This window comes from Methylobacterium sp. J-068, assembly GCF_022829445.1.
Taxonomy (GTDB): Bacteria; Pseudomonadota; Alphaproteobacteria; order Rhizobiales; family Beijerinckiaceae; genus Methylobacterium.
Window position 1 is genome coordinate 16,342 of sequence record NZ_JAKSXY010000092.1, and the last position, 25,541, is coordinate 41,882.

The window sequence follows — 25,541 nt, forward strand, 5'->3', positions numbered from 1 at the left end:
TTCACGCAGGAAACCCGACGCCCGACCTCCGATCCGAGCGTTCGGGATGGGTGGCATGCGGGCGATTGAGCTCTGGGCGGAACCCGGCGTTCAGCCTCCGACCACGCCGTTCGAACGGCGATCATCGGAGACCATCCGTCATGGGCCGACACCTTCGACGATCACGACATCGACCTCCGCCGCGCCCAGACGCAATCGCGCCACGTCGGCGTATTCCGGCGCGTGCCAACAGGCGCGGGCCGTTTCGTAGTCCTCGAAGGCGATCACCACGTTGCGCGGTTTCACATCGCCTTCGACGGCCTCCAGACGGCCACCGGCCACGAGAATCCGCCCGCCGAAACGCGCGATCACCTCGGGAAGCGCGCGCGCATAGGCGCCGTACCGCTCCGGGTCCGTCACGGTGATGCGCGCGATCCAATAGCCGCTCGGCATCCGTTCCTCCTCATCGGTGGTGAAGCGTCGTTCGTGAAACGGCCGATCCGCTGTCGGCCGGTTCCGGATCCTTTGCGGCCAAGCCCGTTCGTCGGCAAGCGGACATGCGGGATGCCCGCCATGGGTCGGGACCTCACGCGCGGGCCTGTCGCCGCCATGAACGACGGCCTTCCATGCGGCGCGTCATCGACCCGGTGACCGGCGCCCGACCGTTCAGGCCCGGGGCTTGCCCGCTTGGGTCGGCATGGGCCGCTTCGCGCTCGATGACGAACATCAACGATCGCCGAGCGCCCACGCCCTACTGGCTCGGCATGGTGAGGACGAGCGGCCCGCTGCGGGTGGCGACGACGGTGTGCTCGTACTGGACCGTGAGGGCCTTCGGCCGGCTGTAGAGGGTCCAGGGATCGTCGCCGTCCTCGGCGAATTCGGCCCCCAGGGACAGGAAGGGCTCGACGGTGAAGACCAGGCCTTCCGTCATGATCCGGCGCTCGGAGGCGTCGGGCCAGGTCGCGATCTCGGTCGGCTCCTCGTGCAGCGACAGGCCGACGCCGTGGCTGGCGAGGTTGCGCACCAGCGTGTAGCCGTTCTTCCGCGCGAAGGCGCCGACGGCCCGTCCGATCTCGGCCAGCGGCTTGTCGGTGCCGATCTGGCGCAGGCCCGCCCACATCGCCCGGCGCCCGTCCCGGCAGAGCCGCTCGACTGCGCGGGTCACGGGCGGCACCGCGAACGAGGCCCCGGTGTCGGAAAAATAGCCGTCCTTCTCCGCGGAGACGTCGATGTTGACGAGGTCGCCCGGCGCGATCCGGCGGTCGCCCGGGATGCCGTGCGCGATCTCCTCGTTGACGCTGATGCAGGTCGCGCCGGGAAAACCGTAGACCATCTCGGGCGCCGGGCGCGCGCCGGCCGCCTCCAGGAAAGACCGTCCGACCCGGTCGAGCTCCCGCGTGGTTATGCCGGGCTCGATCGTCCGGCCCATCGCCTCCAGCGTGTCGGCGACGATGCGCCCGATCCGCCTGAGCGCCGCCAGTTCGTCGTCGCTCGACACCGTCATGGGTTCTCCTTTCGCACGAGGGGCGCTGAGGCTCCCAGGCGGCTCCGCCCCGTTCGGGACATTCGTCCGAGGTGTGGGCGCTCACCGCCCCATCAGGGCGTCCACGTGGGCGGAGACGGAGAGCCCCAGGCCCTTCAGGCTGTAGCCGCCCTCCAGCACCGAGACGACGCGGCCACCCGCGTGGCGGTCGGCGACCGCCATCAGCCGGCGCGTCGCCCAGCCGAAATCCGCCTCGGTGAGCCGGACATTGCCCAGGGGGTCGAGGTGGTGCGCGTCGAAGCCGGCCGAGATGATGACGAGGTCGGGCGCGAAGGCCTCGAGGCGGCGCAGGATGCCGGCCTCGAACGCCTCGCGAAAGATCGCGCCGTCGTCGCCCGCCCGCAGCGGCACGTTGACGATGGTGTCGTGGTTGCCGCGCTCGCCGGCGGCCCCGGTGCCGGGAAACAGCGGCATCTCGTGGGTCGAGGCGTACATCACGGATCGGTCGTCCCAGAAGATGTCCTGCGTGCCGTTGCCGTGGTGGACGTCCCAGTCGACGATCGCCACGCGCTCGGCGCCGTGACGCTCGCGGGCGTGGCGGGCCGCGATCGCGGCGTTGTTGAAGACGCAGAACCCCATCGCGGTCATGCGCTCGGCGTGGTGGCCCGGCGGGCGCATGGCCACGAAGGCGTTGGCGCACTCGCCGCCCATCACCGCGTCGACGGCGTGCACGGCGCCGCCGACCCCGCGCAGGGCCGCCTCCATCGTGCCCGGCGAGAGCAGCGTGTCGCCGTCGATCTGCACGTAGCCGTCCGCGGGCGCCGCCTCGATCATCGCCTGCACGTAGGGCACCGGGTGGACCAGGGTCGGCACCTCCGGCCCGGCCTTCGGGGCGAGGCCGCGCACGAGGCCGGCGAAGCGCTCGTCCTCCAGGGCCCGCTCCACGGCGCGAATCCGGTCCGCCCGCTCGGGGTGCCCCTCGGGCATGGCGTGATCCAGGGCCGAGGGATGGCTCACGTACAGCGTCGTCACGAACGTCCCTCCGGTCGCAATCCCTCCTGTCGCTCATCGGCCACAGGCGATGCAAATGTGCCACGTCTTGGCGCGCGGCACTACGCTGGGATGCGCGCTCGGCTTAGGTTGCGCAAGGCCTTGCCCGTCAAGACCCGATTCACCAAGCCGCTATCGCCGCGACACCGACCAACCCCGTTCCCGCGATGTGCCGCGCATCGCGACAGGCCCGACCCATGCGCGCTCCCGCCACCCTCCTGCTGCTCGGCGCCCTGTTGCCGCTCGGTGCCTGCAACACCCGGACGACGGGTCTGGCGAACGCGCCGGCACCGGTCCAGGTGGCGGCCGCGACGCCCGCGCCGCTGACCGGCGAAGCCCGCGACAAGGCCTGGATGAAGCTCGCGCCGGACGCGCCGGTCGATCCGAAGATCGCCCGCACCATCATCGACTACCCGACCCGGGAAGCGCCCGGCACCGTCATCGTGGTGACCAAGGAGCGCCGGCTCTACTACGTGCTGCCGGACGGCAAGGCCGTGCGCTACCCCGTGGCGGTCGGCCATGCGGGCATGGCCTGGGCCGGCACCGCGGAGGTGGACCGCAAGGGCGAGTGGCCGGACTGGAACCCGCCGCCGGAGATGCTGGCCCGCCGGCCCGACCTGCCCAAGCGCCTGGAGGGCGGCCCCACGAGCCCGATCGGCGCGCGGGCGCTCTACCTTGCCGAGGGCAAGAAGGACACGCTGTTCCGCATCCACGGCACCAACGAGCCCGAGAAGATCGGGCAGGCGGTCTCGTCCGGCTGCATCCGCATGCTCAACGCCGACGTGATGGACCTCTACGACCGCGTGCCGATCGGCGCGAAGGTGGTGGTGCGCTGAGGCCTGCGAGACCGGACGGTTCGTCGGCCGCGAGGTAGCCGTTGAAGGCAAGCCAAGTGACTTCAGCAGGTGCCTTCAAGCTCCCCGCATGACCGCATCGCGGTAAATGCGCCGCGCCGATTCAGTCTCATGTTTGCACGGCCTGCATCCCCGGCACCGCCGACAGCAGCGTGCGCGTGTAGGCATGTTCCGGTTTCCGAAACAGCTCGGCGGCCGGCTGCATCTCCACGATGGCCCCGCGATGCATCACCGCGATCCGGTCGCAGATCTTCGCGGCGACGCGCAGATCGTGCGTGATGAACAGCATCGCGAGGTTCAGGCGCTGCTTCAGGTCTTCGAGAAGGTCGAGCACCTGTGCCTGGACGGACACGTCGAGGGCGGAGACGGCCTCGTCGGCCACGATCACGTCCGGCTCCATGGCGAGGGCCCGGGCGATGCCGATGCGCTGGCGCTGGCCGCCCGAGAAGGCGTTGGGATAACGCGCGGCGGCGCTGGCCGAGAGACCGACGAGGTCGAGGAGTTCGTGGGCCCGCGCCCGCGCCACGCGGGCCGGCGTGCCGTGCGCGATCGGCCCGGCGGTGATGATCTGCTCGACGGTCCGGCGCGGGTTCAGGGACGAGAACGGGTCCTGGAAGATCATCTGGATGCGGTGGCGCTCCGCGCGCAGGGCGCGTGTTCCCAGCGCCGTGTAGTCGAGGGACCCGAGGCGCACCGTGCCTCGGTCCGGTTCGATGAGGCGGATGGCGAGACGGGCCGTCGTCGACTTGCCGGAGCCGGACTCGCCGACCAATCCGAGGGTTTCGCCACGCCTCACGTCGAAGCTGACCTCCTGGACGGCGTTCACCACCCTGGGCTTGCCGAACAGCCCGCCACGCGTCGTGTAGGTCTTGGTCATGCCGATGGCGGACAAAGCGAGCGGCTCCGTCGCCCGCGAGACCCGGGGCGGGGGCACGAGGCTCGGTACCGCCGCGAGGAGCGCCTGGGTGTAGGGGTGCTGCGGGCGCCCGAGGACGGCCTGCGCCGAGCCCTGTTCCACGAGCCTGCCGCGCTGGATCACGGCCACATGGTCCGCGATGTCCGCGACCACCCCGAAATCGTGGGTGATGAACAGGACGCTCATGCCGCGGCGGCGCTGAAGGTCCCGGATCAGTTCGAGGATCTGCGCCTGGGTGGTGACGTCCAAAGCCGTGGTGGGCTCATCGGCGACGAGGATCGAGGGTTCGAGGGCGAGCGCCATGGCGATCATCGCGCGCTGGCGCTGCCCGCCGGAGAGCTGGTGGGGATAGGCCCTCACGATCTGGGCCGGATCGGGCAGCCCGACCTCGGTGGCCAGCGCGACGGCGCGGGCGCGGCGCTCGGCCGGGGTGAAGAGGCCGTGCGCCTCGAACATCTCGGCGATCTGGTCGCCGATGCGCATCACTGGGTTGAGGGCCGTCATCGGCTCCTGGAACACCATGGCGATGCGCCGGCCGCGCAGAGCCCGCCAGCCGCGCTCGTCCAGGGTCAGGAGATCCTGGCCCTCGAACAGGATCTGGCCGCCGGTCGGCGTCAGGGCCCGGGGCAGCAGACCGGTGAGCGCGTAGGCGCTCATGGACTTGCCCGAGCCCGATTCGCCGACCACGCAGAGGATCTTGCCCGGCATCAGGTCGAGGGAGAGGTCCTCGACGGCGTTCGGACGGTCGGCGCCCTTCGGCAGCGCGAGCGTGAGGTTCCGGATCCGGATGACGGGCTCGCTCATGGTCAGGTCTCCCGCTGCGCGTTGCGTGTCGCCAGGATGGCCGGTCCGGTCTCGCCGAGGTCCCAGAACAATCCGGCCATGAGGGCCAGGGCCTCGCGCGACATCGGACCGAGGAGGTGCTCGTCCGGCCCGTGCTGGAGGCAGGCCGGGTAGGAATGCGGCACCCACAGGGTCGGCAGGCCGAGGATTTCCGAGAAGGCGTCGTTGGGCAGGGAGCCGCCGAGATTGGGCAGCAGCGCCGGGCGCTTGCCCGTGCTCTCGGCGATGGAGGCGAGCGCCCAGCCGACCCAGGGGTCTTCGACGGGAAGCCGGGTGGCGCGGAACACCTCGGTGCGGGCGGCCCGGACCTCCACCATGGGCAAGCCGTGGGCATCGAGATGCGCGCGCACCGCCGGCAGGATACCCTCCCAATCGGTCCCGACGACGAAGCGCAGTTGCAGCGTCGCCTTCGCCTTGGAGGGCACGGCGTTGAGGGGGCCGTCGGGGTCGCCGGTCTTGAAGGCCAGGACTTCGAGGGTGTTCCAGCCGAAGACGCGCTCGGCGGCGGACAGGCCGGGCTCGCCCCAATCCGCGTCGATCCTCGGCGCGCTCGGGTCGCTGCCGACGGTGATGTCGCGCAGGGCCGCGCGCACGCCCTCGGGGATCGGCGGCGGGCGCAGGGCATCGAGCAGAATCGTGCCGCGCCCGTCGACCAGGGTGGCGATGGCATTGGCCAGGACCGTGCCGGGATTGCGCAGCAGGCCGCCCCAGTTGCCGGAATGATGGCTGCCCTCGCGCAGATCGAGGTCGAGTTCGAAGGTGAAGCCGCCGCGCGAGCCGAGGAAGACGGTCGGGCGCTCGGCGCTCACGCGCGGACCGTCCGAGGCGATGAGGACATCGGCGGCCAGGGCCTCGGCTTCCGCGCGGCAGAGGTCGCGCAGGCCCGGCGAGCCGGATTCCTCGCCCATCTCGATGAGGAGCTTGGTGTTGAAGCCGAGCCGCCCGTTGCGCGCCGCGATCACCGCCTGCAGGGCGCCGAGGTTGAGGATGTGCTGACCCTTGTTGTCGGCGGTGCCGCGCCCGTACCAGCGCTCGCCCTCGATCACGATCCGCCAGGGATCGAGGCCGTCGCGCCACTGCTCCGGATATCCGCGCACGGTGTCTCCGTGGCCGTAGATGAGCACGGTGGGCAGCCTGTCGCCCTCGTGCCGGTCGGCGATGAGAAAAGGGCCGTGCACACCGTCCGGATTGTCGAGGATGCGGCTCGTGAAGCCCAAGGGCGCGATCGCGGGGGCGAGATAGTCGGCGAGGTAGGCGCGCAGGGCCGGGACCTGACCGCTGGCCTGGCTCTCGGTGGGGCGGGCGACGGCATCCTGCAGGGCGGCGAGGAAGCCGCCGTCGTCGTAATGGCGCGTGGCACGCGCGATGGCATCGTGTCGGGACATGGATCCTCGGGTGCTGGAAGGCTCGCGGGTCTCGGGAGGGGTAATGGGTGGCCTCAGCGCCGGCCCTCGGGGGCCGTGATGTCGCGCACGCCGTCGCCCAGCAGGTTGATGCCCAGCACGAGGCTCAGGAGGGCCACGCCCGGAATGGTGATGACCCAGGGCTGGAAGAACATGTACGGCTTGCCCTCCGCGATCATCAGGCCCCAGGACGGCAGCGGCGGCTGAACGCCGAGGCCGAGGAACGACAGGGCGGCCTCCAGCAGGATCGCGTGGGCCATCTCCAGGGTCGCCACCACGATCAGGGCATTGAGGATGTTGGGCAGCACCTCCTGGAACAGGATGCGGGCGTTCGAGAAGCCCGTGGCGCGGGCCGCCGCGATGAAGTCCTGGTCGCGGATCTGGCGGGTCGCCGCCCGGGTGACGACGGCGAAGCGGTCCCACAGGAGAAAGCCGAGCACGAGGACCACCACCTTCAGCGAGCCGCCCACCAGGGAGGCCATGGCCAGGGCCACGAGGACCACCGGCATGGCGAGCCGCGTGGTGACGACGTAGCTCACCACGGCATCGACCCGGCCGCCGAAATAGCCGGCGCAGACCCCGAGGGTCGTCCCGATGATCCCCGAGATGACGGCCGAGGCCAAGCCGATCAGGAGGGAGATCTGACTGCCGTAGATCAGGCGGCTCAGGTAGTCGCGTCCGAGCTTGTCGGTGCCGAGCACGTGGTCCCAGGTCCCCTTGGCGTTCCAGATCGGCGGGATCAGGCGGCGCGAGACGTCCTGGGCGTAGGGATCGTGCGGCGCGATGAGCGGGGCTGCCAGCGCCGCCAGCACGATGAGGCTCAGGATGCCGGCGCCGATCAGGAAGCCGCCGTGGCCGAGGCCGCGCCGGAGCGCCAGGGCCGTCGGCGAGCGCGCCGCCGGCAGGGCGTCGGCCCGGCTCGCCGCATCGCCCCGAGGGGCCAGGATCTGCGGTGTCACCACCTGTGGCGTCACGAAATCGGGCGTGGCGATCGACGGCGTGGTCATCAGCGCATCGGACACGGGCGTCCCCTGTAGGCCGGGAGAGGTGGAAGCGGCGGCGGGCGGGCGGGTCATTGCCGCAGCCGGGGATCGAGGAAGGCGTTGAGCAGGTCGGCGGCCAGCGTCAGGACGATGTAGATCATGGCCAGGACCAGCACGATCGCCTGGACCACGGGGAAATCGTTGCGGGCGATGGACTCCCAGGCGAGCTGCCCGAGCCCCTGGAGCGAGAACACCGCCTCGATGACGATGGAGCCGCCGAGCATGAAGCCGAACTGGACGGCGGCCAGCGCGATGACCGGGATCACGGCGTTGCGCAGGGCGTGCCGGATCAGGATCTTGCGCGGGGGCAGGCCCTTGGCCCGGGCCGTGCGGACGTAGTCGGAGGCCAGCACCTCCAGCATGCCGTTGCGGGTGAGGCGCATCACCGCCGGCATGGCGTAGTAGCCGAGGGCCACCGCCGGCAGGACGAAGTGTTTCCACGTCGTGTTGCCCGAGACCGGCAGCCAGCGCAGGTTCACGGAGAAGATCATGATCAGGGTCAGGCCGAACCAGAAGCTCGGCATCGCCTGGCCCAGCACCGAGACCGACAGGGCGGCCCGGTCGATCCAGGTGCCGCGCTTGACCGCCGCCAGCACGCCCAGCGGGATCGCCACGAACAGGGCGACGGCCAGGGCCACCACCCCGAGGAGCAGGGTGATGGGCATGCGGGACGCCAGCAGCGCGATCACGCTCTCGCGGAAGTAGAACGAGTTTCCGAAATCGAGCCGGATCGCGCGGGCCGCCCAAGCGAGGAACTGCGCCAGGATCGGCTGGTTCAGCCCGTGCTGGACACGGATCGCCTCGACCTGGGCGGCGGTCGCCTCGGGGCCGGCGATGGCCGCGGCGAGGTCACCGGACAGGTGGAGCAGCATGAAGCTCGCCACCGATACGGTCACGGCCACCGCGATGGCGACGAGCACGCGTTGCAGCATGAATCTGAGCATGGGCCGGCTCCTCCGGTCGGTGAGGGGTGTGCGGTCCAGGTCCCACGGCGGCCGTGGGACCGCGAAACGCTACTTCCAGCTGGCCGCGTAGAAGCGCGGCAGTTCGTCGGGCTGCGCCGTGAAGGCGAGGTCCTGGGTGAAGGCGTAATTGGTCGAGTAGGAGAACAGCGGCAGGATGTAGGCCTGGGCCGCGATGCGCTTGAGCGCCTCGGCGTACTTCGCCTTGCGCACCGCCGGATCGACGGCGCCGTCGCCCGCCTGCAGAGCCGCGATGGTCTCGGGGTCCTTGGTGAGGTCCTCGTCGCCGCCCTTGAGGTAGACGCCGGTGAAGGCGGAGACGTCGAGCACGGAGAACGAGCCCCAGGTCTGGAAGGCGATGGACACCTTTCCGCCGCGGATGAGGTCGCGCAGGGCCGCGTAGCGCAGGTAGTTTAGCCGGGCGGTGATGCCCACGGCGCGCAGGTATCCGATCACCGCTTCGGCATAGTCGCGCTCGCGATAGGCGCCGAGATCGATCTCGAAGCCGTTGGGATAGCCGGCCTCCTTCAGCAGCGCCCTGGCCTTGGCCGGATCGTAGCCGTAGCGCGTCACGCCCTCGTCGGTGCAGCCGAACTGATCGATGAAGCAGGCCGCGTTCATCACGCGGCTGCCGCCCCGCACGAGGTTGTCGACCATCGCCTTGCGGTCGATGGCGTAGGAGATCGCTTGGCGGACGCGCGGATCCTTGAGCGGCGAGTTCTCCTTGGCCCGGCCCAGGGTATCGAACTGCAGGAAGCCGACGCGCATGGTCTCGGCGCTGAGCACCGCGATGTTCGGAGCGCTTTTCAGCTGATCGGCCTGGTCGCTCGGCACCCGCCAGATCCAGTCGATGCCGCCGGTGACGAGTTCCGCCATGCGGCTGTCGGCGTCGGGGATGACGCGGAATTCGAGCTTGCCGATCTTCGGCGTTCCGATGGGGCTGCCGGGCCAGTACTTGGTAAAGCGCTCCATCTTCACGCCGCGACCGTTCTCGACGGCCGTGATGCGATAGGGGCCGGTGCCGACGGGCGCCTTGGCGAAGCCGTCGAGGCCCACCTTCTTGAAGTAGGCCGCCGGAAAGATCGGGGTCGGACCGGCAAGGTATTCGAGGGCCGCCGGGAAAGCGGTCTTGAGGTGTATGCGAACGGTGCGGGCATCCACCACCTCCGTCGATTTCATCCAATCGACGTTCTGCTTCGTCACCGTACGGGCTTCCGGCGTGAGCACGTAGTTGAAGGTGAAGGCCACGTCCTCGGGGCCGAACGCGTCGCCGTTGTGGAAGGTCACGCCCTCGCGCAGCGTCAATTCCAGGGTGGTGGGATCGACCCACGTCCAGGCCGTGGCCAGCATCGGCTGGTACGCCCCGGTCTTCGGGTCGCGGTAGATCAGGGTGTCCCAGACGTTGCGGGCCAGGATGACGCCCTCGCGGGCGCTGTTGTGGTACGGGCTGACGTTCTCCGGCTCGGTATCGGAGGCATAGACCAGGGTGTCGTCCGCCTTGCCGGCCAGGGCCGGAACGCTGCTCGCGAGCATCAGCAGGGTGAGTGCGGCGCTCGCCGTCGAGATGTGTCGCGCCATGATCCCGGTTCCTCTCGCCCTCGAGCCCGGCGGAGTGCCGGACGATGTGCTGTGCCGCTTTTTTCGTCGTGCCATGGTGTTGTGCATTTTGCATCGCAACAAGTAGAATTTCGCGATGGGTGCCGTGCCGATCCGGCAACGGAGAGGATCGATGCAGATTTCGAGCCTGCGCTATTTCCTGGCTGTCGCCCGAACCGGGTCGATCGCGGCCGCCTCGTCTCAGTTGAACGTCGCGGCCTCGGCGATCAGCCGGCAGATCGCCAATCTCGAAGCCGAGCTCGACTGCGTTCTGTTCGAGCGGCGGCCCCGGGGCATGGTGCCGAGCCCGGCCGGCGAGTTGCTGGCCGCGCACGCCCACCAGACCCTGATCCGCGCCGAACAGGTGGCCGCCGAGATCCAGGAACTGCAGGGTTTGGCGCGCGGCTTCATCCGCGTCGCCACCTCAGAGGGCTTCGCCCTGGACCTGCTGCCGAACGCCATCGCGGAATTCCATTCCGCCTATCCGGGCATCCGCTTCGAGGTGCAGATGCTGCCCCCCGCCCAGGTCACGCACGTGGTGGCGGCGGGGGACGCCGATATCGGCATCACCTTCGCCATGGCCCCGTCGAGCCTCGTCACGGTCGCGTACGACAACGCCGTCGAGATGGTGGCGCTGAGCGCGCCCGATCATCCCCTGGCGTGCCGGCCCTCGATCCAGCTCTCCGACCTGAAGGCCTATCCGATCGCGGTGCCGACCCTCGACACCACCGCGAGGCGGGTCTTCGACGCGGCCTGCCTCGCGGAAGGCATCGCCATCGAGCCGACGCTGACGGCCAACATCCTCTCCGCCCTGCTGCCCTTCGTGCGGCGGACGAAGGGCTTGGCGCTGATGTCGGCGCTGTCCGTGCAGACGCCGGTGCGCCTCGGCGAACTCGTCTGCATCCCGGTGCGGTCGCGGGCGAGCCTGGTCCGGGGCATCCAGGTCCAGGTCATGCGCGACCGGAAGCTGCCGCACGCGGCCCAGGCCTTCCTACGCCAGCTCGTCGCCGCCCTGCCGCCGGTGGCGCCCGGCGGCGTCTGACGATCCGGTGGCTGGATCCGTCATCCGTTCCGGAACGTGTAGCTGTAGCCGTTCAGGGCGGGCGCACCGCCGAGATGGGCGTAGAGCACCTTCGAGCCCTTGGGGAAGAAGCCCTTCCGGACGAGGTCGATCATCCCCTGCATGGACTTCCCCTCGTAGACCGGGTCCGTGATCATGGCCTCGAGGCGCGCCGAGAGGCGGATCGCCTCGATGGTCTCCCGCGACGGGACGCCGTAGACCGGATAGGCGTAGTCCTCGTTCAGCACCACGTCGTCGGCCACGATCTCGGGCGCACCGATCAGGGCGGCCGTCTTCTGGGCGATGTCCAGGACCTGGGCCTTGGTCTGGGCGGGGGTGAAGGACGCGTCGATGCCGATGACGTTGCGGGCGCGCCCGTCGGCGGCAAAGCCCACCACCATGCCCGCATGGGTCGAGCCCGTGACGGTGCAGACCACGATGTAGTCGAAGTGCAGGCCCATCTCGGCCTCCTGCGCGCGCACCTCCTCGGCGAAGCCCACGTAACCGAGACCGCCGAACTTGTGCACCGAGGCGCCGGCCGGGATCGCGTAGGGCTTGCCGCCCTTGGCCTTCACGTCCTCCAGGGCCGCCTTCCAGCTCTCGCGGATGCCGATGTCGAAGCCATCGTCCACGAGCTGCGTCTCCGCGCCCATGATGCGCGACAGGAGGATGTTGCCGACCCGGTCGTAGACCGCGTCCTCGTGCGGCACCCAGGCTTCCTGGATCAGCCGGCACTTCATGCCGATCTTGGCGGCCACCGCCGCGACCATGCGGGTGTGGTTCGACTGCACGCCGCCGATGGAGACCAGGGTGTCGGCTCCGCTCGCGATGGCGTCGGGCACGATGTATTCGAGCTTGCGCAGCTTGTTGCCGCCATAGGCGAGACCCGAATTGCAATCCTCGCGCTTGGCGTAGATCTCCACCTCGCCGCCGAGATGGTCGGTGAGCCGCGAAAGCTTCTCGATCGGGCTCGGGCCGAAGGTCAGGGGGTAGCGCTCGAATTTCGAAAGCATGGTGACGGTGTCCTCACGGGTGGGCTGGCGAAAAGTTAGCAAAGGACCCGCGAAAGGTGCTCTCGAATTTCGGGCGGGAATACCGTAGGTTTCGGCTCCACAGGTCGCCACGCCCTGCACACGTTTCATTTTTTTCGATGATGACGAAAGACTCTTCCATCGGCCCTGCGCTCGACAGGATGGACCTGAAGATCCTCCGCCTGCTCCAGGCCGACGGCCGCATGGGCAATTCCGAGATCGCCAAGCGGGTGAATACGAGCGCGGCCACCTGCCACCGGCGCACGCAGCGGCTGTTCGACGAGGGCTACATCCGCGGCGTGCGCGCACAGATCGCGCCGGAGAAGATCGGCCGGGGCTCCCTCGTGATCGTCGGCGTGGTGCTGGACCGCTCGACACCGGAGAGCTTCGCCGCCTTCGAGGCCGCCGCCTCGGCGATGCCCATGGTGCTGGACTGCCATCTCGTCGCCGGCGACTTCGATTATTTTCTCAAGATCCGCGTTCGCGACATGGCGGGTTTCAACCGGCTCCACAGCAACACCCTGATCGCGCTGCCGGGCGTGCGCCAGACGCGGACCTTCTTCGTGATGAAGGAAGTCGTCGACAACGCGCCGCTCGATCTCTGAGCGAGGTCCCGTGACCCGCCCAGGCGTGCATGGCTAGGACGGGGCGGGTTGGCCGAGGGCCCCAGACTCCGCACGGCGCGCCCCCGGCACCAGGATCGACAAACCTCCCGGCGGACGGGCCGAACGGCACCCATCCCGAGAGCCCATCCCGAGCGCAGATGGGCCACCGGCCTCGAGCGTTGCGGCGCGCGAGGTCATCTTTTCGAAACGCTCATTCGTGAGCGGGCTTTAACCTGAACGTCGATTCAGATTTGGCCGTTAACTGCTTGAACGATGCCGTCCTGCATAGTCGAACCATCGACAGACACACAGACCGGCCAAGACAAAGCCGGGGGAGCATCAAGACATGATCAACCTTTCGCTTCAGGTTTTCTGTAACCGTATCGTCGCCGCCGGCCGCATCACCGCCGAGGACGTGCAGGCGCTCACCCGCCACGTGCTCCCCGACGGCTTCACCAGCCGCGACGAGGCCGACATGCTGATCGCCCTCGACCGCGTCGTGACGGCGAGCGATGCCGCCTTCGGCGACTACCTCGTGGCCTCGGTCGTGGACTTCGCGGTCTGGGGCGAGCGGCCCACCGGCTACATCGACGGCGACGTGGCGCGCTGGCTGGTCGGCTCCCTGCGCAACGGCAGCGGCCCGACCCCGCTCGCCGCCCGGATCGCCCGCGAGGTAGTTCGCGAGGCCCAGGCCAGCGACGAGGCGCTGATCGCCTTCGCGCTGGCCGCGAACCGCCGCCGCGACGATACGACGATGCCCGCGCCGATCCGCCTCGCCGCCTGAACCGGGCGAAGACCCACCCGTTTTTCGGGCGGTACAGGCTCACGGCGAACGCATACAAAATCCAATGGTGCGCCGCACGCCGATCGTCTCGGCACCGCACGCTCTAAAACTCTGGAGGTCCCGGATCCATCAGCTTCCCGAAGCCGCATAACTGCTTTAACGGGGACGAGCTTGGGCGTTTCGAGGCGCCACACCTTATCCAACCGACCAGAGTGCGCGGAAAGATGTTCGAGAAGATTCTGATCGCGAACCGTGGCGAGATCGCCTGTCGCATCATCAAGACCGCCCGGCGCATGGGCATCAAGACGGTCGCGGTCTACTCGGACGCCGACCGCGATGCCCTCCACGTCGCCATGGCCGACGAGGCCGTGCATATCGGCCCCGCCCCGGCGGCGCAGTCCTACCTTCTGGCCGAGAAGATCATCGAGGCCTGCAAGAAGACCGGCGCGCAGGCGGTCCATCCCGGCTACGGCTTCCTGTCCGAGCGCGAATCCTTTCCCCGCGCCCTGGAGGCGGCCGGCATCGTCTTCATCGGCCCCAATCCCGGCGCGATCGCCGCGATGGGCGACAAGATCGAGTCGAAGAAGGCGGCTTCCGCCGCCAACGTCTCCACCGTGCCGGGCTTCCTCGGCGTGATCGAGAGCCCCGAGCACGCGGTCACCATCGCGGACGAGATCGGTTACCCGGTCATGATCAAGGCCTCGGCCGGCGGCGGCGGCAAGGGCATGCGCATCGCGCACTCGTCGGGGGAGGTGGCCGAGGGCTTCGCCCGCGCCAAGTCCGAGGCCGCCTCGTCCTTCGGCGACGACCGCGTCTTCGTGGAGAAGTTCATCACCGACCCGCGCCACATCGAGATCCAGGTGATCGGCGACAAGCACGGCAACGTGATCTATCTCGGCGAGCGCGAGTGCTCGATCCAGCGCCGGAACCAGAAGGTGATCGAGGAGGCCCCGTCGCCGCTCCTCGACGAGGCCACCCGCGCCAAGATGGGCGAGCAGGCCGTGGCACTGGCAAAAGCCGTGAACTACGATTCCGCCGGCACGGTCGAGTTCGTCGCGGGCCAGGACAAGTCGTTCTACTTCCTCGAGATGAACACCCGGCTCCAGGTGGAGCACCCGGTCACCGAGATGATCACCGGGCTCGACCTCGTGGAGCTGATGATCCGGGTCGCGGCCGGCGAGGCGCTGCCGCTGGGACAGGCCGACGTGACGCTGAACGGCTGGGCCGTCGAGAGCCGCGTCTATGCCGAGGACCCGACCCGCAACTTCCTGCCCTCCATCGGGCGCCTGACCACCTACCGGCCGCCGGAAGAGGGGAAGTTCGGCGGCGCCACGGTGCGCAACGACACCGGCGTGGAGGAGGGCGGCGAGATCGCGATCCACTACGATCCGATGATCGCCAAGCTCGTGACCTGGGCGCCGACCCGCGCCGAGGCCATCGAATCGCAGGGCGAGGCGCTGGACGCCTTCGCCATCGACGGCATCCGCCACAACATCCCGTTCCTGTCCGCCCTGATGGCGCATCCGCGCTGGCGCTCGGGCAACCTCTCCACCGGCTTCATCGCCGAGGAGTTCCCGGAGGGCTTCACGGCGCCCGAGCCGAAGGGCGAGGTCGCCCTGCGCATGGCCGCCGCCGCCGCCGCGATCGACCACAAGATGAACCAGCGCAAGCGCGGCATCTCCGGCCAGATGCGCGATCCGGCCCTGCTGCATTTCGAGCGCGAGCGCGTCGTGGTGCTGGCGGGCGAATCCTACCCGGTCACCGTCGAGGCGGTCGGCGCCAGCCTCATCGTCAAGGCCGAGGACGGCCGGAGCTGGACGGTGTCGAGCGACTGGCGCCCGGGCGAGCCGGTCTGGCAGGGCGAGATCGCCGGCACCCGCGTCGCCATGCAGGTGCGCGGCCTCCTCAACGGCGTGGCGCTCCAGCATGCGGGCGCGGCGGCGCAGGCCCGCGTCTACACGCAGCGCGAGGCCGCGCTCGCCGCCCTGATGCCGGTCAAGGAGGATGCGGGCTCCGGCAAGCAGGTGCTCTGCCCGATGCCGGGCCTCGTCAAGGCGATCCTGGTGAAGGAAGGCCAGGAGGTGAAGAACGGCGAGCCGCTCGCCATCGTCGAGGCGATGAAGATGGAGAACGTGCTGCGCGCCGAGCGCGACGCCACGATCGCCAAGATCGCCGCGAAGGAGGGCGACAGCCTCGCGGTCGATGCGGTGATCCTCGAATTCGCCTGAGGATTCGGCCCGCCGCGACAGACTGGTTTCGGTCGCGGCGGGCGACCACGGAGCAGGCATGCCCCTCTATTTCGCCTACGGCGCGAACATGGACGCCGCCGCGATGGCGGCGCGCTGCCCGCGCTCGACGCTGATCGGGCAGGGGCGGCTGAACCGGCACCGCTTCATCATCATGCGCGAGGGCTACGCCTCGGTGGTGCGCGATCCCCGCGCCACTGTCTGGGGCGTGCTCTGGGACCTGTCCCTCGGCGACGTGCCGGCGCTCGACCGCTACGAGGGCGTCGCGTCCGGCCTCTACATCAAGGCGTCGCAGCCGGTCTCGGTGCCGGGTGGCTCGAAGCGCGCGCTGATCTATCTCGGAGGCACGAGCACCACGGGCGCGCCCCGGCCGGGCTACCTCGAAGCGGTGCTCGCGGCGGCGGACGCCGCGCAGCTGCCGCCCGCCTACCGCGCCGAGCTGCGAACCTGGCAGTCCGGTCAGGTTCGGCGGACGCGTTGAAGCGGTGCCCGGAGCGGGCCATGGTCGCAACGGGGCGCCGAGAGGAGACGGCTGCATGTCATCCGAGCTTCGAACCGTCGCGGTCGTCGTGTCCGGCCGGGTCCAGGGCGTCGGCTATCGAATGTGGGCGCAGGGCGAGGCCGGTCGCCTCGGTCTGTCGGGGCACGTGCGCAACCGGCCGGACGGCACGGTGGAGGCGGTGTTCTCAGGCACACCCGACGCCGTGGCGCGGATGCTGGAGGCCTGCCGGCACGGACCACCCGGCGCCCGGGTAACGGACGTCGCCATCACCGGGCCCGGCGACACGGTTCCGGCGGCCGGTTTCGCGATCCGCTGAGCCGCCCCGCCGGCGGCGTGGCTGGACAGCGCGCCGGCATCCGCGCTAGCGCCCCCGGGACGGGCGGCGGCCAGGCCGCGGCGAGACCGGACGCGATGTTGACCGCAGACTTCTCCACCCTCGACCTCGCGGCGCTCTGCTACTTCATCGCGGCCTGGGCCGGGTACGGCGTCGCCGTGGCGCGCATGCGCGGCCGGCGGACGAGCCTCAGCCAGATCATGAACGCGCAGCGCATCGAGTGGACCCGCCAGCTCATCGGACGCGACAACCGCGTGGTCGACACCACCATCAACGCCTCGCTGCAGAACGGCACGGCCTTCTTCGCCTCCACCTCGCTGATCGCGCTCGGCGGCGTGCTCACCCTGTCGCGCTCGGGCGACGACGTGCTCACCCTGTTCGGGTCTCTGCCCTTCGGCGCCATCGCCACGCGGGTCACCTGGGAGATCAAGGTCGCGGGCCTCGCGGTCGTGTTCGTCTACGCCTTCTTCAAGTTCTCCTGGGCCTACCGACTGTTCAATTACGGGGCGATCCTGCTCGGCGCGGTGCCGCCGAAGGGTTCGGGCGCGACGGCCGCGCAGGCGGAGCGGGCGGCACGCCGGGCGGCGGCGATGAACATCGCCGCCGGTAGCCACTTCGCGCGCGGACAGCGGGCTTTCTTCTTCGCGCTCGCGTATCTCGGCTGGTTCGTGAGCCCGTGGCTGCTCATGCTGACCACCACGGCGGTGGTTCTGGTGATGTGGCGCCGGCAATTCGCCTCGAAAATCCGCGCGGCCCTGCTGGCGGAAGACGACGGGACAGGGCAGGGGTGGACACCATGACGATTCCCAAGAAGCCGACGCGCCAGCGCACCTCCTCCCCGAAGAAGCCGCCCCCCGGCCCGGCGGCGAAACCCGCGCCGCAAGCCGCGCCGAAGCCGGCCGCGCGGGCGGCGGGCAAGCCCGAGCGCAAGGGCGCCTCCGAGGAGGCCATCGCCGAGACGATCCTGCGCCTCGTCGCGGCGCGCGATCCCGGCAAGACCGTCTGCCCCTCGGAGGTGGCGCGGGAACTCGGCGGGCCGCAGCCCGAGGCCTGGAGCCCGCTGATGCAGCCGGTGCGCCGCGTCGCCGTGCGCATGACCAAGGCGGGCGAGGTCGCGATCCTGCGCAAGGGCAAGCCCGTGGAGGATCCCGACGATTTCCGCGGGATCTACCGGCTCGGCGCCGTCTCGGCCGCCATCGACGAGGCCTGAGGCGCCGGCAGGAGGGCGTCGGTGTAGCCGGCGAGCCGATAGGCGACGAGGCCGAGCCACTCCTTCGCCATCAGGTCGAGGAGCGACAATCCTTCCGAGGCGAAGCCGTTGAAGCGCACGCCGTCGTCGACGCCGCCCGTGCGGTAATCGACCGGATAGGCGGTGACGTCGAACCCCGCCCGGCGGAAGCAGCCGATGGCTCGGGGCATGTGCCAGGCCGAGGTGACGAGGAGCCAGCGCTCGCCCGGCCGTGGCCTGACCATCTCCGCCGTGAAGGCCGCGTTCTCGTGGGTGTTGCGGGAGCGGTCCTCCAGGATCAGGCGCGTGCGCGGCAGACCCATCGTGTCGGCGTAGCGGCCGACGATCTCGGATTCCGAGACGCCGCCGCCACCGAGGCTGCCGCTGCCGCCGCTGAAGACGAGGCGGCTCTGCGGGTAGCGCCGGGCGAGGTCCGCCATGGCGATCTGGCGCTCCGCGGCGTCGTTGACGACGAGCTGGCGCCGCGCCGCCGAGATACGCGTCTCGATGGCACCCCCGAGCACGATGATCCCGGTCACCGGCTCGTCACCTCCCGCATATTCGGGAAAGCGCTGCTCCAGCGGCAGGGCGACGAGACCGGCGAGCGGTGAGAAGCCCGCCACGAGCATCAGGACGGCCCCGATCAGGCCGAGGCCGAGGCCGAGCCGCAGCCACCCGGCCGCCGCGAGACCGAGCCCAGCGACGATCAAAAGCGCGAGAGCGTTGGACGGCGTGACCAGGAAGAAAAGCAGCTTCGAGAGCGGAAAGAACATCGCGGCGGCCGGGGCTGGCGGAAGGTAGGGCGTGATACCGCATGCGCCGACGGTCTGTCCCGCATGACCGGCGATCCATATGAGGTTATGCCTTGGCGCGCGCCGTCGAGCCGATTCAGGCGAAACGCTACCGCCATGCACGTGGTGGTAGAATGTTTCGCGATCGGACGGGACGGCGAAGCGTTATTGCGCTGCGGAAACGAACAGCTTAGGTTAACCACAATGGTGGGATAAATTCCCACGGATATCTGGTTTCATGTCTCGCTACTACATCGATCTCCATGACGGATCGCACTTCGTCAAGGACGAGGTCGGCTTCGAACTCACCGACGAATCCGCCGTGCGCGGGAAACTCGTGCGGATCATGGCCAAGATCGCGCAGGAATTCAGCGCCGAGACCGAGCGCCAGGATTATCTCGCGATCGTGCGCGACGAGGCGGCGGTGGTGCTCTATCGTGCCCACCTGTCCCTGGACGTGCAGCGGGTCGATGCATCGATCGAGAATCCGCGCGAGGAGTCCTGAGTCCCACGGTCCCTCGCCGACACGGCATGGGACCTGCGAGCGCCGATATCACCAGGCGGGCATGCCGTGCCGGCCGCATCGTTCGCCGGATCGGTGAGATGGTCTCCGTTCTTGGCGCGTTCCGTTGCGAGAATCTTTCGTGCCGTAAGCCGGAATGGCATTTCCGAAGTTACGTCGGATTGATAGCCGGCAGAAGCAACGACTGCCCATGCGCAATGTTTATTGCAAAATAATTCATGATTTCAGAGCATCAAGACATCATCGCCATTCCTGTATGCGCTGAAAATACAGTCTTCGTTTTTCATCAATTTGAAATCCGAAACTGACACTGATAGGAACGAGACAGTGCTGCGGGCCTTCGACCGCGCGAGGGCATTGTATTGCGATGGCGCAGCGCTTCTTTGAGAAGATCGGAAAGATAGCCAATCGCGTCAAACCTGAACCCGCGCGGTCAGTGCTTGCCGAAGCTGATAGGCGTGAAACTTCTGCTGTCGAAACGGCATTCGACGCGGCATTCTATCGGCATCATCATCACGATCTGAAGCATCTCACGAATCCACAGGACCTCCATCGGCATTACGTCGATTACGGAGCCCGCGAAGGTCGACCGGGCAGCAGCGGCGAATTGCTGAGACAGGTCCGGCTCGAGCAGGGCGAGCTTCCGGTCGATTTCGACGCGACACTCTATCGTCGACGCCATCCGGATCTCGCGTCCCTGACGCAGGACTGGGAGTTGCAGAGCCATTACCTCCGCTACGGGCAGCATGAGGGGCGCGCGTACCGCGATGATCCATCATCGCACGCGGAGTCCGATGCGCGCGTGTCCAAACCGATGGATCGGGGCCCCGCTCCGGTTTCGAAGACCACCGGTCCGTTCGACGCGAGGTCCGCTCGGCTGGCCCGCCTGGCCGACGATGCCGCCTGGAAGGATCGGCTCGTCCTCCATGAGTTCCGGTTGATCAATGCGGACTGGCTCGATCCCGCGATCCGCACGCGCGATGCGGCTCTGGCTGCCTTCCTCGACCGAGGCGTCGAACGGCTCGCTCCCTTATCGATGGACGGTCGCTTCGATCCGGCGTTCTACAGACACATCGTGCCGCCGGAGCGGCGGGAGGTGTCGGATGCGGACCTCTACGTCGAATGGCTGACGGCCGGCCACCGGCGCGGAGAGGCGCCGAACGAGGGCGGTTTCCTCAAGGGTCTGATCGGGGCGGATACCTTCCCCGCGTGCTTCGATGCCGCGGCCTACCTGACCCGGATTCCCGCCGCCCTGGCGCCAACCTGGAACGCCGCGAGCGCCCGCTGCCTCCTGCTGGAGCATTTCCTTCAGGAGGGGAGCGAGGACCGGCTCGACCTGATCCAGGGGGAGGGGAGCGACCGCCTGCTGGAGCAGGTCGCCAATTTCCATCTCGTTCGCAACAATCCGGCGCTCGCCCGGACGGCGTGCGATCTCTCCCTCGCCATCAGGCCGGGGGTCTCGTCCGTCCACCACAAGCGGGGCGATGCCCGGCTGTCGCTCGGCGACGCCGCCGGGGCGCTCGACGACTTCCTGTTCGCCGCGAACAATCCGGGCGGCAACATCTGGAGCCACATCCACGCGGTCGACGGCCTGATCCGGGTTCGGAACGACATCGGGGGCGCCCTGGACCAGATCATCCGCTCCGCCCAGACCCAAGGGCACGCGGCGGATTGGAGGCGCTCGGCCTTCGAGGCCGTGAAGGTCTGCTTCTCGAAGAACGCCGAGGCCGCGAAGGGCATGTTCGCCGCCGGTGACGGGGTGGAGGCCCACGCCACCGTCCGACGCTTTCTGGAATGCATGACGGAGGTGATCCGGCTGATCGTCCCGCCTCCCGCCGCGCTGCCCCTTTCGCGAAGCGGGCCCGTGATCCTCGTCGCGAACCGTGATCTCGTGCAATGCGACCACTATCGCGTCACACAGAAGGCGGAGCAGCTCCGCGCGGCCGGTTACGAGGTCGAGATCTTCAACCAGCACGCCCTCGACGGCGTTTACGATGCCTTGAATCGCGCATCCGCCGTGATCTTCTACCGCGTTGCCGCCTTTCCGGAAATCGTCAGGGCGCTCGTCTATGCGGGCGGCCTCGGCCTGAGGACGTACTACGATATCGACGACCTCATCTTCGATGAACGGCATTATCCCGATCCTTACGCGGTCTTCGAAGATCAGATTACGCGCGAGGACTATGCCGGGCTTCAATATGGCGTTCCGCTGTTCGCGCACGCGATGGGGATGTGCGACGCGGGCCTCGCGTCGACGGAGGCCCTGGCCGACCTCGTCGCGCCGCGCGTTCGCGAAACCATCTGTTACGTCGTGCGCAATGGGCTGGACTCGCGCAACGCGCCCTTCCTGCACCGTCGGTCGACGTCGTTCGAGCCCGACAAGATCACGATCTATTACGGCAGCGGGACCAAGGCACACAACCGGGACTTCAACAGGCTGGCCTCCGACGCGATCGTGCGCGTCCTGCGAAAGCATCCTCACGCCCGGCTGCTGATCGCGGGCTACCTCAAACTGGACGACGCCTTTCGATCGGTTTCGAACCAGGTCATGCAGATCGGGTTCACGGCCGACATCCAGAATTACTGGGAGGTGCTGTCCGGCGTCGACATCAACATCGCCGTGCTGGACCGCAGCCTCGCGGCGGATTGCAAGAGCGAGATCAAGTGGTTGGAAGCGGCCGTGAGCGGTGTTCCCTCCATCGTGAGCGCGACCGCCACCTACGAGAACGTCCTCGTCGACGGCGTCGATGCGCTGATCGTCCACGACCAGGAGGCCTGGCACGAGAAGCTCGACACCCTGGTCGGCGATGCCGCGATGCGTCGGACGATCGGCGAGAACGCGCGGCGGAAGGCCCTGGGCGCGTACGCTCTCGAAGTGGGCGCAGAGGCCTATCGCAGGCTCCTCGGCCCCGCCGCCCCGGACATCGAGGACACCGGTCCGCGGACGTCGCGTGCCGTCCCACGCAAGACGCGCCTGATGATCGTCAACGTCTTCTTCCCGCCTCAAACCCACGGGGGCGCGACGCGCGTGGTGCGCGACAATGTCGACGACTTCATCGACCATCACGGCGACCGGCTCGAACTCTGCGCGGTATGTGCCGACGACGGGGTCTCGGACCCCTACAACCTGCGCGTCGACAGCTACCGGGGCATTCCCGTGTTCCGGATGTCGACGCCGCAGGAAGTGGACATGGATTGGCGCCCCCACAATCCGGAGACGGCCAGGATCTTCGCCGAGATCGTCGATCGCATGAAGCCGGACCTGATTCACTTCCACTGCATCCAGCGCCTGACCGGCAGCGTCGTGGAGGTGGCCCTCGCACGCCGCATTCCCTACGCGGTGACCCTTCACGATGCCTGGTGGATCTCGGACCACCAGTTCCTCGCGGACGAGGACGGGCTCTCGGAGCTTCCATCGGCCGACGAACTGGAAGTTCCTGCGAGGCGGGGACGATCGCCCATCACGGCCATCGGCCGCCGGCGAATGCTGGCGCGCCTCCTCGCCTCGGCGAACGCGGTGCTGACCGTCTCCGACAGCTTCAAGGCGATTCATCGAAGGGCCGGCATCTCCAAGGTCGCCGCGATCCCCAACGGGCTCTCACAGATCCGGACGCTGCCGCGCCCGCCAAATGAGTTCGGGCGCGTCCGGCTGGGCCATGTGGGAAACCGGGCCTCGCACAAGGGCGCGACGCTGATCGAGCATGTTCTCAGAACGAGTCGCTTCGGGCACCTCACCCTCACGATGATCGATTACGCCTACCCGTCCGGCCACCGGACCTTCGAAACCTGGGGGGCGACCACCGTCGAACTGATCGGCCCGGTCAGGCAGGAGGAGATCGCATCGCTCTATGCGCGGCTCGACGTCCTTCTCGCCCCCTCCCTCTGGCCGGAAAGCTTCGGTCTCGTGACGCGGGAAGCCAGCGCGGCCGGTCTGTGGGTCGTCGCGAGCGACCACGGCGCGATCGGCGAAGACATCGAGCACGGCGTGACCGGATATCGCATCGACGTCTCCACGGCCGATGCCCTCAGGCGGGTCCTCCAGGAGATGAACGAGGACAGCTCCCGATTCCTGACGCCTCCGCCCGCGTCGTCGCGCGCAATTCGTACCGCCGCCGATCAGGCGCGAGAGCTCGTCGGCTTGTACGATGCCTTGATCGCGGTCGCCCAGGCGGACATCGCGGCTCCGGCGCTGCCGCATTGAGCGCGTTGCGGTCTTCCCGGCGACGGGCGTTCGACGGGCGGGCGGCGGGTTTGCGAGGGGACCCGGACCATGGCATCCGGACCGACTTTGCCGTCATGGAAGCTTGCCCCGCCCACAGACTTGACCCCAGCCGGCCCCCGTGGCTTCTGGGCGCCGGCACCCTCAGACTCCGTAGCTCAGCTGGATAGAGCAGCCGCCTTCTAAGCGGCAGGCAGCCGTCCCCGGGCACCGCCGATCCGTCTATGGAAAAGCCCTTCACTAGAGCAGCTTCCAGCCGGCGCGTAGCGCACTCGTAGCAAACCGGCATCCCTTATCACCTGCTGAATCGGAAGGTCGCATTTGAGCGATCGGCTTTAGCCAAATCCGAAGCTGTCTCCGGCATGGTGCCCCCAATCACGGGGGCAGGCATGATCAGATACGACCTGGAAACGGTGTCCGAAGACGAGATGCGGGAGCACATCGAAAAGGGCGTGAGGACCACTGATACCCTCTTCGGAGGCCAGAATTTCCTGAGCGTGATCCTGCAGGCTTTCGCTGATGCCGACGTGGTCTATGGAGTCTGGCCGGAGAGCGACCCGGCGGAGCGTAGCATCCTCGGCCACGCCCTGTCCGTCATCAAGGGCATCCCCTGGCTCGATGCGCAGTACGACGTGCACCGTGGCGGGGATTTCCGGGCCAAGACCTTCACGCTGATGCTCGATGATTTCGAGGACGCTTGCGAAGCGTGCCGGAAATACGGTGACGACAGGGAGGAGTCCGCCCCCCAGGCCCCCGCCTCGGATCGCCCGAGCAGGCCCCCGATGACACTGGAGCGCCTGTCGCGGCCGCTCCTGGAGGAGGACCTGCAGTACCATCCCCTGTCCCGTCACGAGAGGCATCCCATCGACGACGAGAAGGAGGCGCTGCTCGTGGCGGCCCGCGTCGAGGTCTCTACCCCCGAGGACCTCCAGCGCCGCGGCGCCGAGATGCAGCGGCTAAAGGCGGCCCTCGACCGCATGACGCTCCCGCCGAAGGGCAAGCCTCCCCACAAGAAGGGCAGCCGTTCGCTGGACGACCGCTCGTCGCTCCGGCCGGTCGGCGATTCCGTCTTCGCGGCGCTGACGACGGAGGAGCGCGCACATCTCGCCCGGCAGATGGTCCTTGCGGATGGCCGGAGGAAGGAGCTTTCCGGCTGGCACGACAGCCTCGGCAACCACGGGATGAGCGCCAGCGCCGGACCGACGGGCAAGCCAACCGCTGATCAAATGAGGGCGCTGCTGGAGGACCTCGGGGTCTTCCGCACCGACCGGCTATGCAGCGCGGGAGAGTGGGGCAGCGTCACCGAGGGACTTCCCTGCAGCCGGGAACGGCTCGCGGATCTATACGGCGAGGTCACCGGCATTTCGGATGAGACGCTGTGGGGCCTGAAGGAATCCGCGCAGGCCCATGACGAGGCCCGCGCCGTCATCGAGGCGATGAACCGGCGCCGGGACGCCCTGATCCGGGAAGGCTGGGACGTGCCCCGGGCGCACGTTGCCTCGGAGCGCTGGTACCCGGCCCCGGCCAAGGACACGGACCCGGGCGCCCAGACGTCCTTGCTGCCCTAGAGCGTGATCACCCGGCCGGGGAGCGCCTTCCTGAAATCGATGGGCTCGCCGGCCGGGGGGTCCGTCCCGAAGGCCTCGATGTGCGCCAATCGATTGACGGCGCGCACCTGATCGGGCGTCAGCGTCGTCGCCTGGACGGCCTGCCACTCGGCGGTCAGGGCCGCGGCGTCCTCGTTCAGGGACAGGGGCGGCGCGTTGGTGAAGGTGCGATCCTTCCAGGGCGTGGTCATGCCTCTCCCTCGTCCCGCCAGCGCATGACGCTTCGGGGCGTGCAGCCGACCTTCCGTGCCGTTTCCCGGACCGACACGCCTTCCGCGAGATGGGCTAGGGCCTCCGCGCGCTTCCGCGCCAGGTCGCCCCGGAGCGTCGCGCCGTTCCAACGATGGATGGTGTCGATGTGGACGCCGATGGCGACGCCGACGACCTCTGCGGTGGCCCCCTCCGCCCGCATGGCGGCAGCCCGATCACGGATCGCCCGCGGGTACGGCTTGCCGGGCGGCCTCTCGGCCATCGCCATCGCC

At 68.8% G+C, this 25,541-nt stretch carries 25 protein-coding genes; 12 read left to right on the forward strand and 13 right to left on the reverse strand.

Annotated elements, in window-relative coordinates:
• Nucleotides 1-138: 138 nt before the first annotated feature.
• From MKK54_RS14730 to MKK54_RS14740, 3 genes are all read right to left on the reverse strand, one after another.
• Nucleotides 139-432, reverse strand: coding sequence for a DUF1330 domain-containing protein (locus MKK54_RS14730; protein WP_244011943.1), 294 nt, complete (start codon nt 430-432; stop codon nt 139-141).
• Nucleotides 433-730: 298 nt separating this feature from the next.
• Nucleotides 731-1,483: a type I methionyl aminopeptidase gene (gene map / locus MKK54_RS14735; RefSeq protein ID WP_244011944.1), complete on the reverse strand. Its 753-nt coding sequence runs from the start codon at nt 1,481-1,483 to the stop codon at nt 731-733.
• 81 nt (nt 1,484-1,564) lie between these two features.
• The gene (locus tag MKK54_RS14740) at nt 1,565-2,494 is read right to left on the reverse strand and encodes a histone deacetylase family protein (protein WP_244011947.1); all 930 of its coding nucleotides are present in this window, start codon (nt 2,492-2,494) and stop codon (nt 1,565-1,567) included.
• A gap of 215 nt (nt 2,495-2,709) precedes the next feature.
• On the opposite strand from MKK54_RS14740, the gene MKK54_RS14745 reads away from it, so the two are divergent.
• Nucleotides 2,710-3,348 carry a L,D-transpeptidase gene (locus tag MKK54_RS14745; RefSeq protein WP_244011949.1) on the forward strand — a complete coding sequence of 213 codons (639 nt, stop codon included), beginning with the start codon at nt 2,710-2,712 and terminating at the stop codon, nt 3,346-3,348.
• Between the two features lie 127 nt (nt 3,349-3,475).
• Here the strand turns inward: MKK54_RS14745 and MKK54_RS14750 are convergent, their stop codons facing one another.
• The 5 genes from MKK54_RS14750 to MKK54_RS14770 all read right to left on the reverse strand — a co-directional run bounded on the left by MKK54_RS14750 (nt 3,476) and on the right by MKK54_RS14770 (nt 10,111).
• Nucleotides 3,476-5,086 carry an ABC transporter ATP-binding protein gene (locus MKK54_RS14750; protein WP_244011950.1) on the reverse strand — a complete coding sequence of 537 codons (1,611 nt, stop codon included), beginning with the start codon at nt 5,084-5,086 and terminating at the stop codon, nt 3,476-3,478.
• 2 nt (nt 5,087-5,088) lie between these two features.
• Nucleotides 5,089-6,510, reverse strand: a complete 1,422-nt coding sequence (locus MKK54_RS14755; protein ID WP_244011951.1) for a M20 family metallopeptidase — start codon at nt 6,508-6,510, stop codon at nt 5,089-5,091.
• 53 nt (nt 6,511-6,563) lie between these two features.
• Nucleotides 6,564-7,535, reverse strand: coding sequence for an ABC transporter permease (locus MKK54_RS14760; RefSeq protein ID WP_244011952.1), 972 nt, complete (start codon nt 7,533-7,535; stop codon nt 6,564-6,566).
• Nucleotides 7,536-7,600: 65 nt separating this feature from the next.
• A complete protein-coding gene (locus MKK54_RS14765; protein ID WP_244011953.1) occupies nt 7,601-8,515 on the reverse strand; it encodes an ABC transporter permease in 915 nt (304 codons plus the stop codon).
• A 69-nt stretch (nt 8,516-8,584) separates the two neighbouring features.
• Entirely contained in the window at nt 8,585-10,111 is a 1,527-nt protein-coding gene (locus MKK54_RS14770) for an ABC transporter substrate-binding protein (RefSeq protein ID WP_244011954.1), read from the reverse strand.
• Between the two features lie 151 nt (nt 10,112-10,262).
• Between MKK54_RS14770 and MKK54_RS14775 the strand changes: the two genes are divergently transcribed.
• The gene (locus MKK54_RS14775; RefSeq protein WP_244011955.1) at nt 10,263-11,171 is read left to right on the forward strand and encodes a LysR family transcriptional regulator; all 909 of its coding nucleotides are present in this window, start codon (nt 10,263-10,265) and stop codon (nt 11,169-11,171) included.
• Between the two features lie 20 nt (nt 11,172-11,191).
• Here the strand turns inward: MKK54_RS14775 and MKK54_RS14780 are convergent, their stop codons facing one another.
• Nucleotides 11,192-12,202, reverse strand: coding sequence for a 1-aminocyclopropane-1-carboxylate deaminase (locus MKK54_RS14780; protein WP_244011956.1), 1,011 nt, complete (start codon nt 12,200-12,202; stop codon nt 11,192-11,194).
• A gap of 179 nt (nt 12,203-12,381) precedes the next feature.
• Here MKK54_RS14780 and MKK54_RS14785 point away from each other — a divergent pair, with 179 nt between their 5' ends.
• The 7 genes from MKK54_RS14785 to MKK54_RS14815 all read left to right on the forward strand — a co-directional run bounded on the left by MKK54_RS14785 (nt 12,382) and on the right by MKK54_RS14815 (nt 17,901).
• Nucleotides 12,382-12,825: an Lrp/AsnC family transcriptional regulator gene (locus tag MKK54_RS14785; protein WP_244011957.1), complete on the forward strand. Its 444-nt coding sequence runs from the start codon at nt 12,382-12,384 to the stop codon at nt 12,823-12,825.
• Nucleotides 12,826-13,171: 346 nt separating this feature from the next.
• Nucleotides 13,172-13,609: a hypothetical protein gene (locus MKK54_RS14790; protein WP_244011958.1), complete on the forward strand. Its 438-nt coding sequence runs from the start codon at nt 13,172-13,174 to the stop codon at nt 13,607-13,609.
• Between the two features lie 224 nt (nt 13,610-13,833).
• Entirely contained in the window at nt 13,834-15,837 is a 2,004-nt protein-coding gene (locus MKK54_RS14795; RefSeq protein ID WP_244011959.1) for an acetyl/propionyl/methylcrotonyl-CoA carboxylase subunit alpha, read from the forward strand.
• Between the two features lie 58 nt (nt 15,838-15,895).
• Entirely contained in the window at nt 15,896-16,336 is a 441-nt protein-coding gene (locus tag MKK54_RS14800; protein WP_244011960.1) for a gamma-glutamylcyclotransferase family protein, read from the forward strand.
• A 55-nt stretch (nt 16,337-16,391) separates the two neighbouring features.
• Nucleotides 16,392-16,673, forward strand: coding sequence for an acylphosphatase (locus tag MKK54_RS14805; protein ID WP_244011961.1), 282 nt, complete (start codon nt 16,392-16,394; stop codon nt 16,671-16,673).
• 95 nt (nt 16,674-16,768) lie between these two features.
• Nucleotides 16,769-17,491 carry a DUF599 domain-containing protein gene (locus tag MKK54_RS14810; protein WP_244011962.1) on the forward strand — a complete coding sequence of 241 codons (723 nt, stop codon included), beginning with the start codon at nt 16,769-16,771 and terminating at the stop codon, nt 17,489-17,491.
• 149 nt (nt 17,492-17,640) lie between these two features.
• Complete coding sequence (locus MKK54_RS14815; RefSeq protein WP_244012078.1) at nt 17,641-17,901, forward strand: DUF3253 domain-containing protein; 261 nt, start codon at nt 17,641-17,643, stop codon at nt 17,899-17,901.
• Here the strand turns inward: MKK54_RS14815 and MKK54_RS14820 are convergent.
• Nucleotides 17,859-18,692 (reverse strand): YdcF family protein, encoded by an 834-nt coding sequence (locus MKK54_RS14820; RefSeq protein WP_244011963.1) that lies wholly within the window; start codon nt 18,690-18,692, stop codon nt 17,859-17,861. The genes MKK54_RS14815 and MKK54_RS14820 overlap by 43 nt on opposite strands.
• Nucleotides 18,693-18,948: 256 nt before the next feature.
• On the opposite strand from MKK54_RS14820, the gene MKK54_RS14825 reads away from it, so the two are divergent.
• The gene (locus tag MKK54_RS14825) at nt 18,949-19,215 is read left to right on the forward strand and encodes a DUF6894 family protein (RefSeq protein WP_244011964.1); all 267 of its coding nucleotides are present in this window, start codon (nt 18,949-18,951) and stop codon (nt 19,213-19,215) included.
• Between the two features lie 451 nt (nt 19,216-19,666).
• Here MKK54_RS14825 and MKK54_RS14830 read toward each other — a convergent pair whose 3' ends face one another.
• The gene (locus tag MKK54_RS14830; RefSeq protein WP_244011965.1) at nt 19,667-19,960 is read right to left on the reverse strand and encodes a hypothetical protein; all 294 of its coding nucleotides are present in this window, start codon (nt 19,958-19,960) and stop codon (nt 19,667-19,669) included.
• A gap of 75 nt (nt 19,961-20,035) precedes the next feature.
• Between MKK54_RS14830 and MKK54_RS24665 the strand changes: the two genes are divergently transcribed.
• Together MKK54_RS24665 and MKK54_RS14840 are read left to right on the forward strand one after the other, a co-directional pair.
• Nucleotides 20,036-23,434, forward strand: a complete 3,399-nt coding sequence (locus tag MKK54_RS24665) for a glycosyltransferase (RefSeq protein ID WP_244011966.1) — start codon at nt 20,036-20,038, stop codon at nt 23,432-23,434.
• Nucleotides 23,435-23,904: 470 nt separating this feature from the next.
• Nucleotides 23,905-25,020 (forward strand): hypothetical protein, encoded by a 1,116-nt coding sequence (locus MKK54_RS14840; protein ID WP_244011967.1) that lies wholly within the window; start codon nt 23,905-23,907, stop codon nt 25,018-25,020.
• Here the strand turns inward: MKK54_RS14840 and MKK54_RS14845 are convergent.
• Nucleotides 25,017-25,250, reverse strand: coding sequence for a hypothetical protein (locus MKK54_RS14845; protein WP_244011968.1), 234 nt, complete (start codon nt 25,248-25,250; stop codon nt 25,017-25,019). The genes MKK54_RS14840 and MKK54_RS14845 overlap by 4 nt on opposite strands.
• A complete protein-coding gene (locus MKK54_RS14850) occupies nt 25,247-25,531 on the reverse strand; it encodes a helix-turn-helix domain-containing protein (protein ID WP_244011969.1) in 285 nt (94 codons plus the stop codon). The genes MKK54_RS14845 and MKK54_RS14850 overlap by 4 nt, the downstream gene beginning before the upstream one ends.
• Nucleotides 25,532-25,541: the final 10 nt, after the last annotated feature.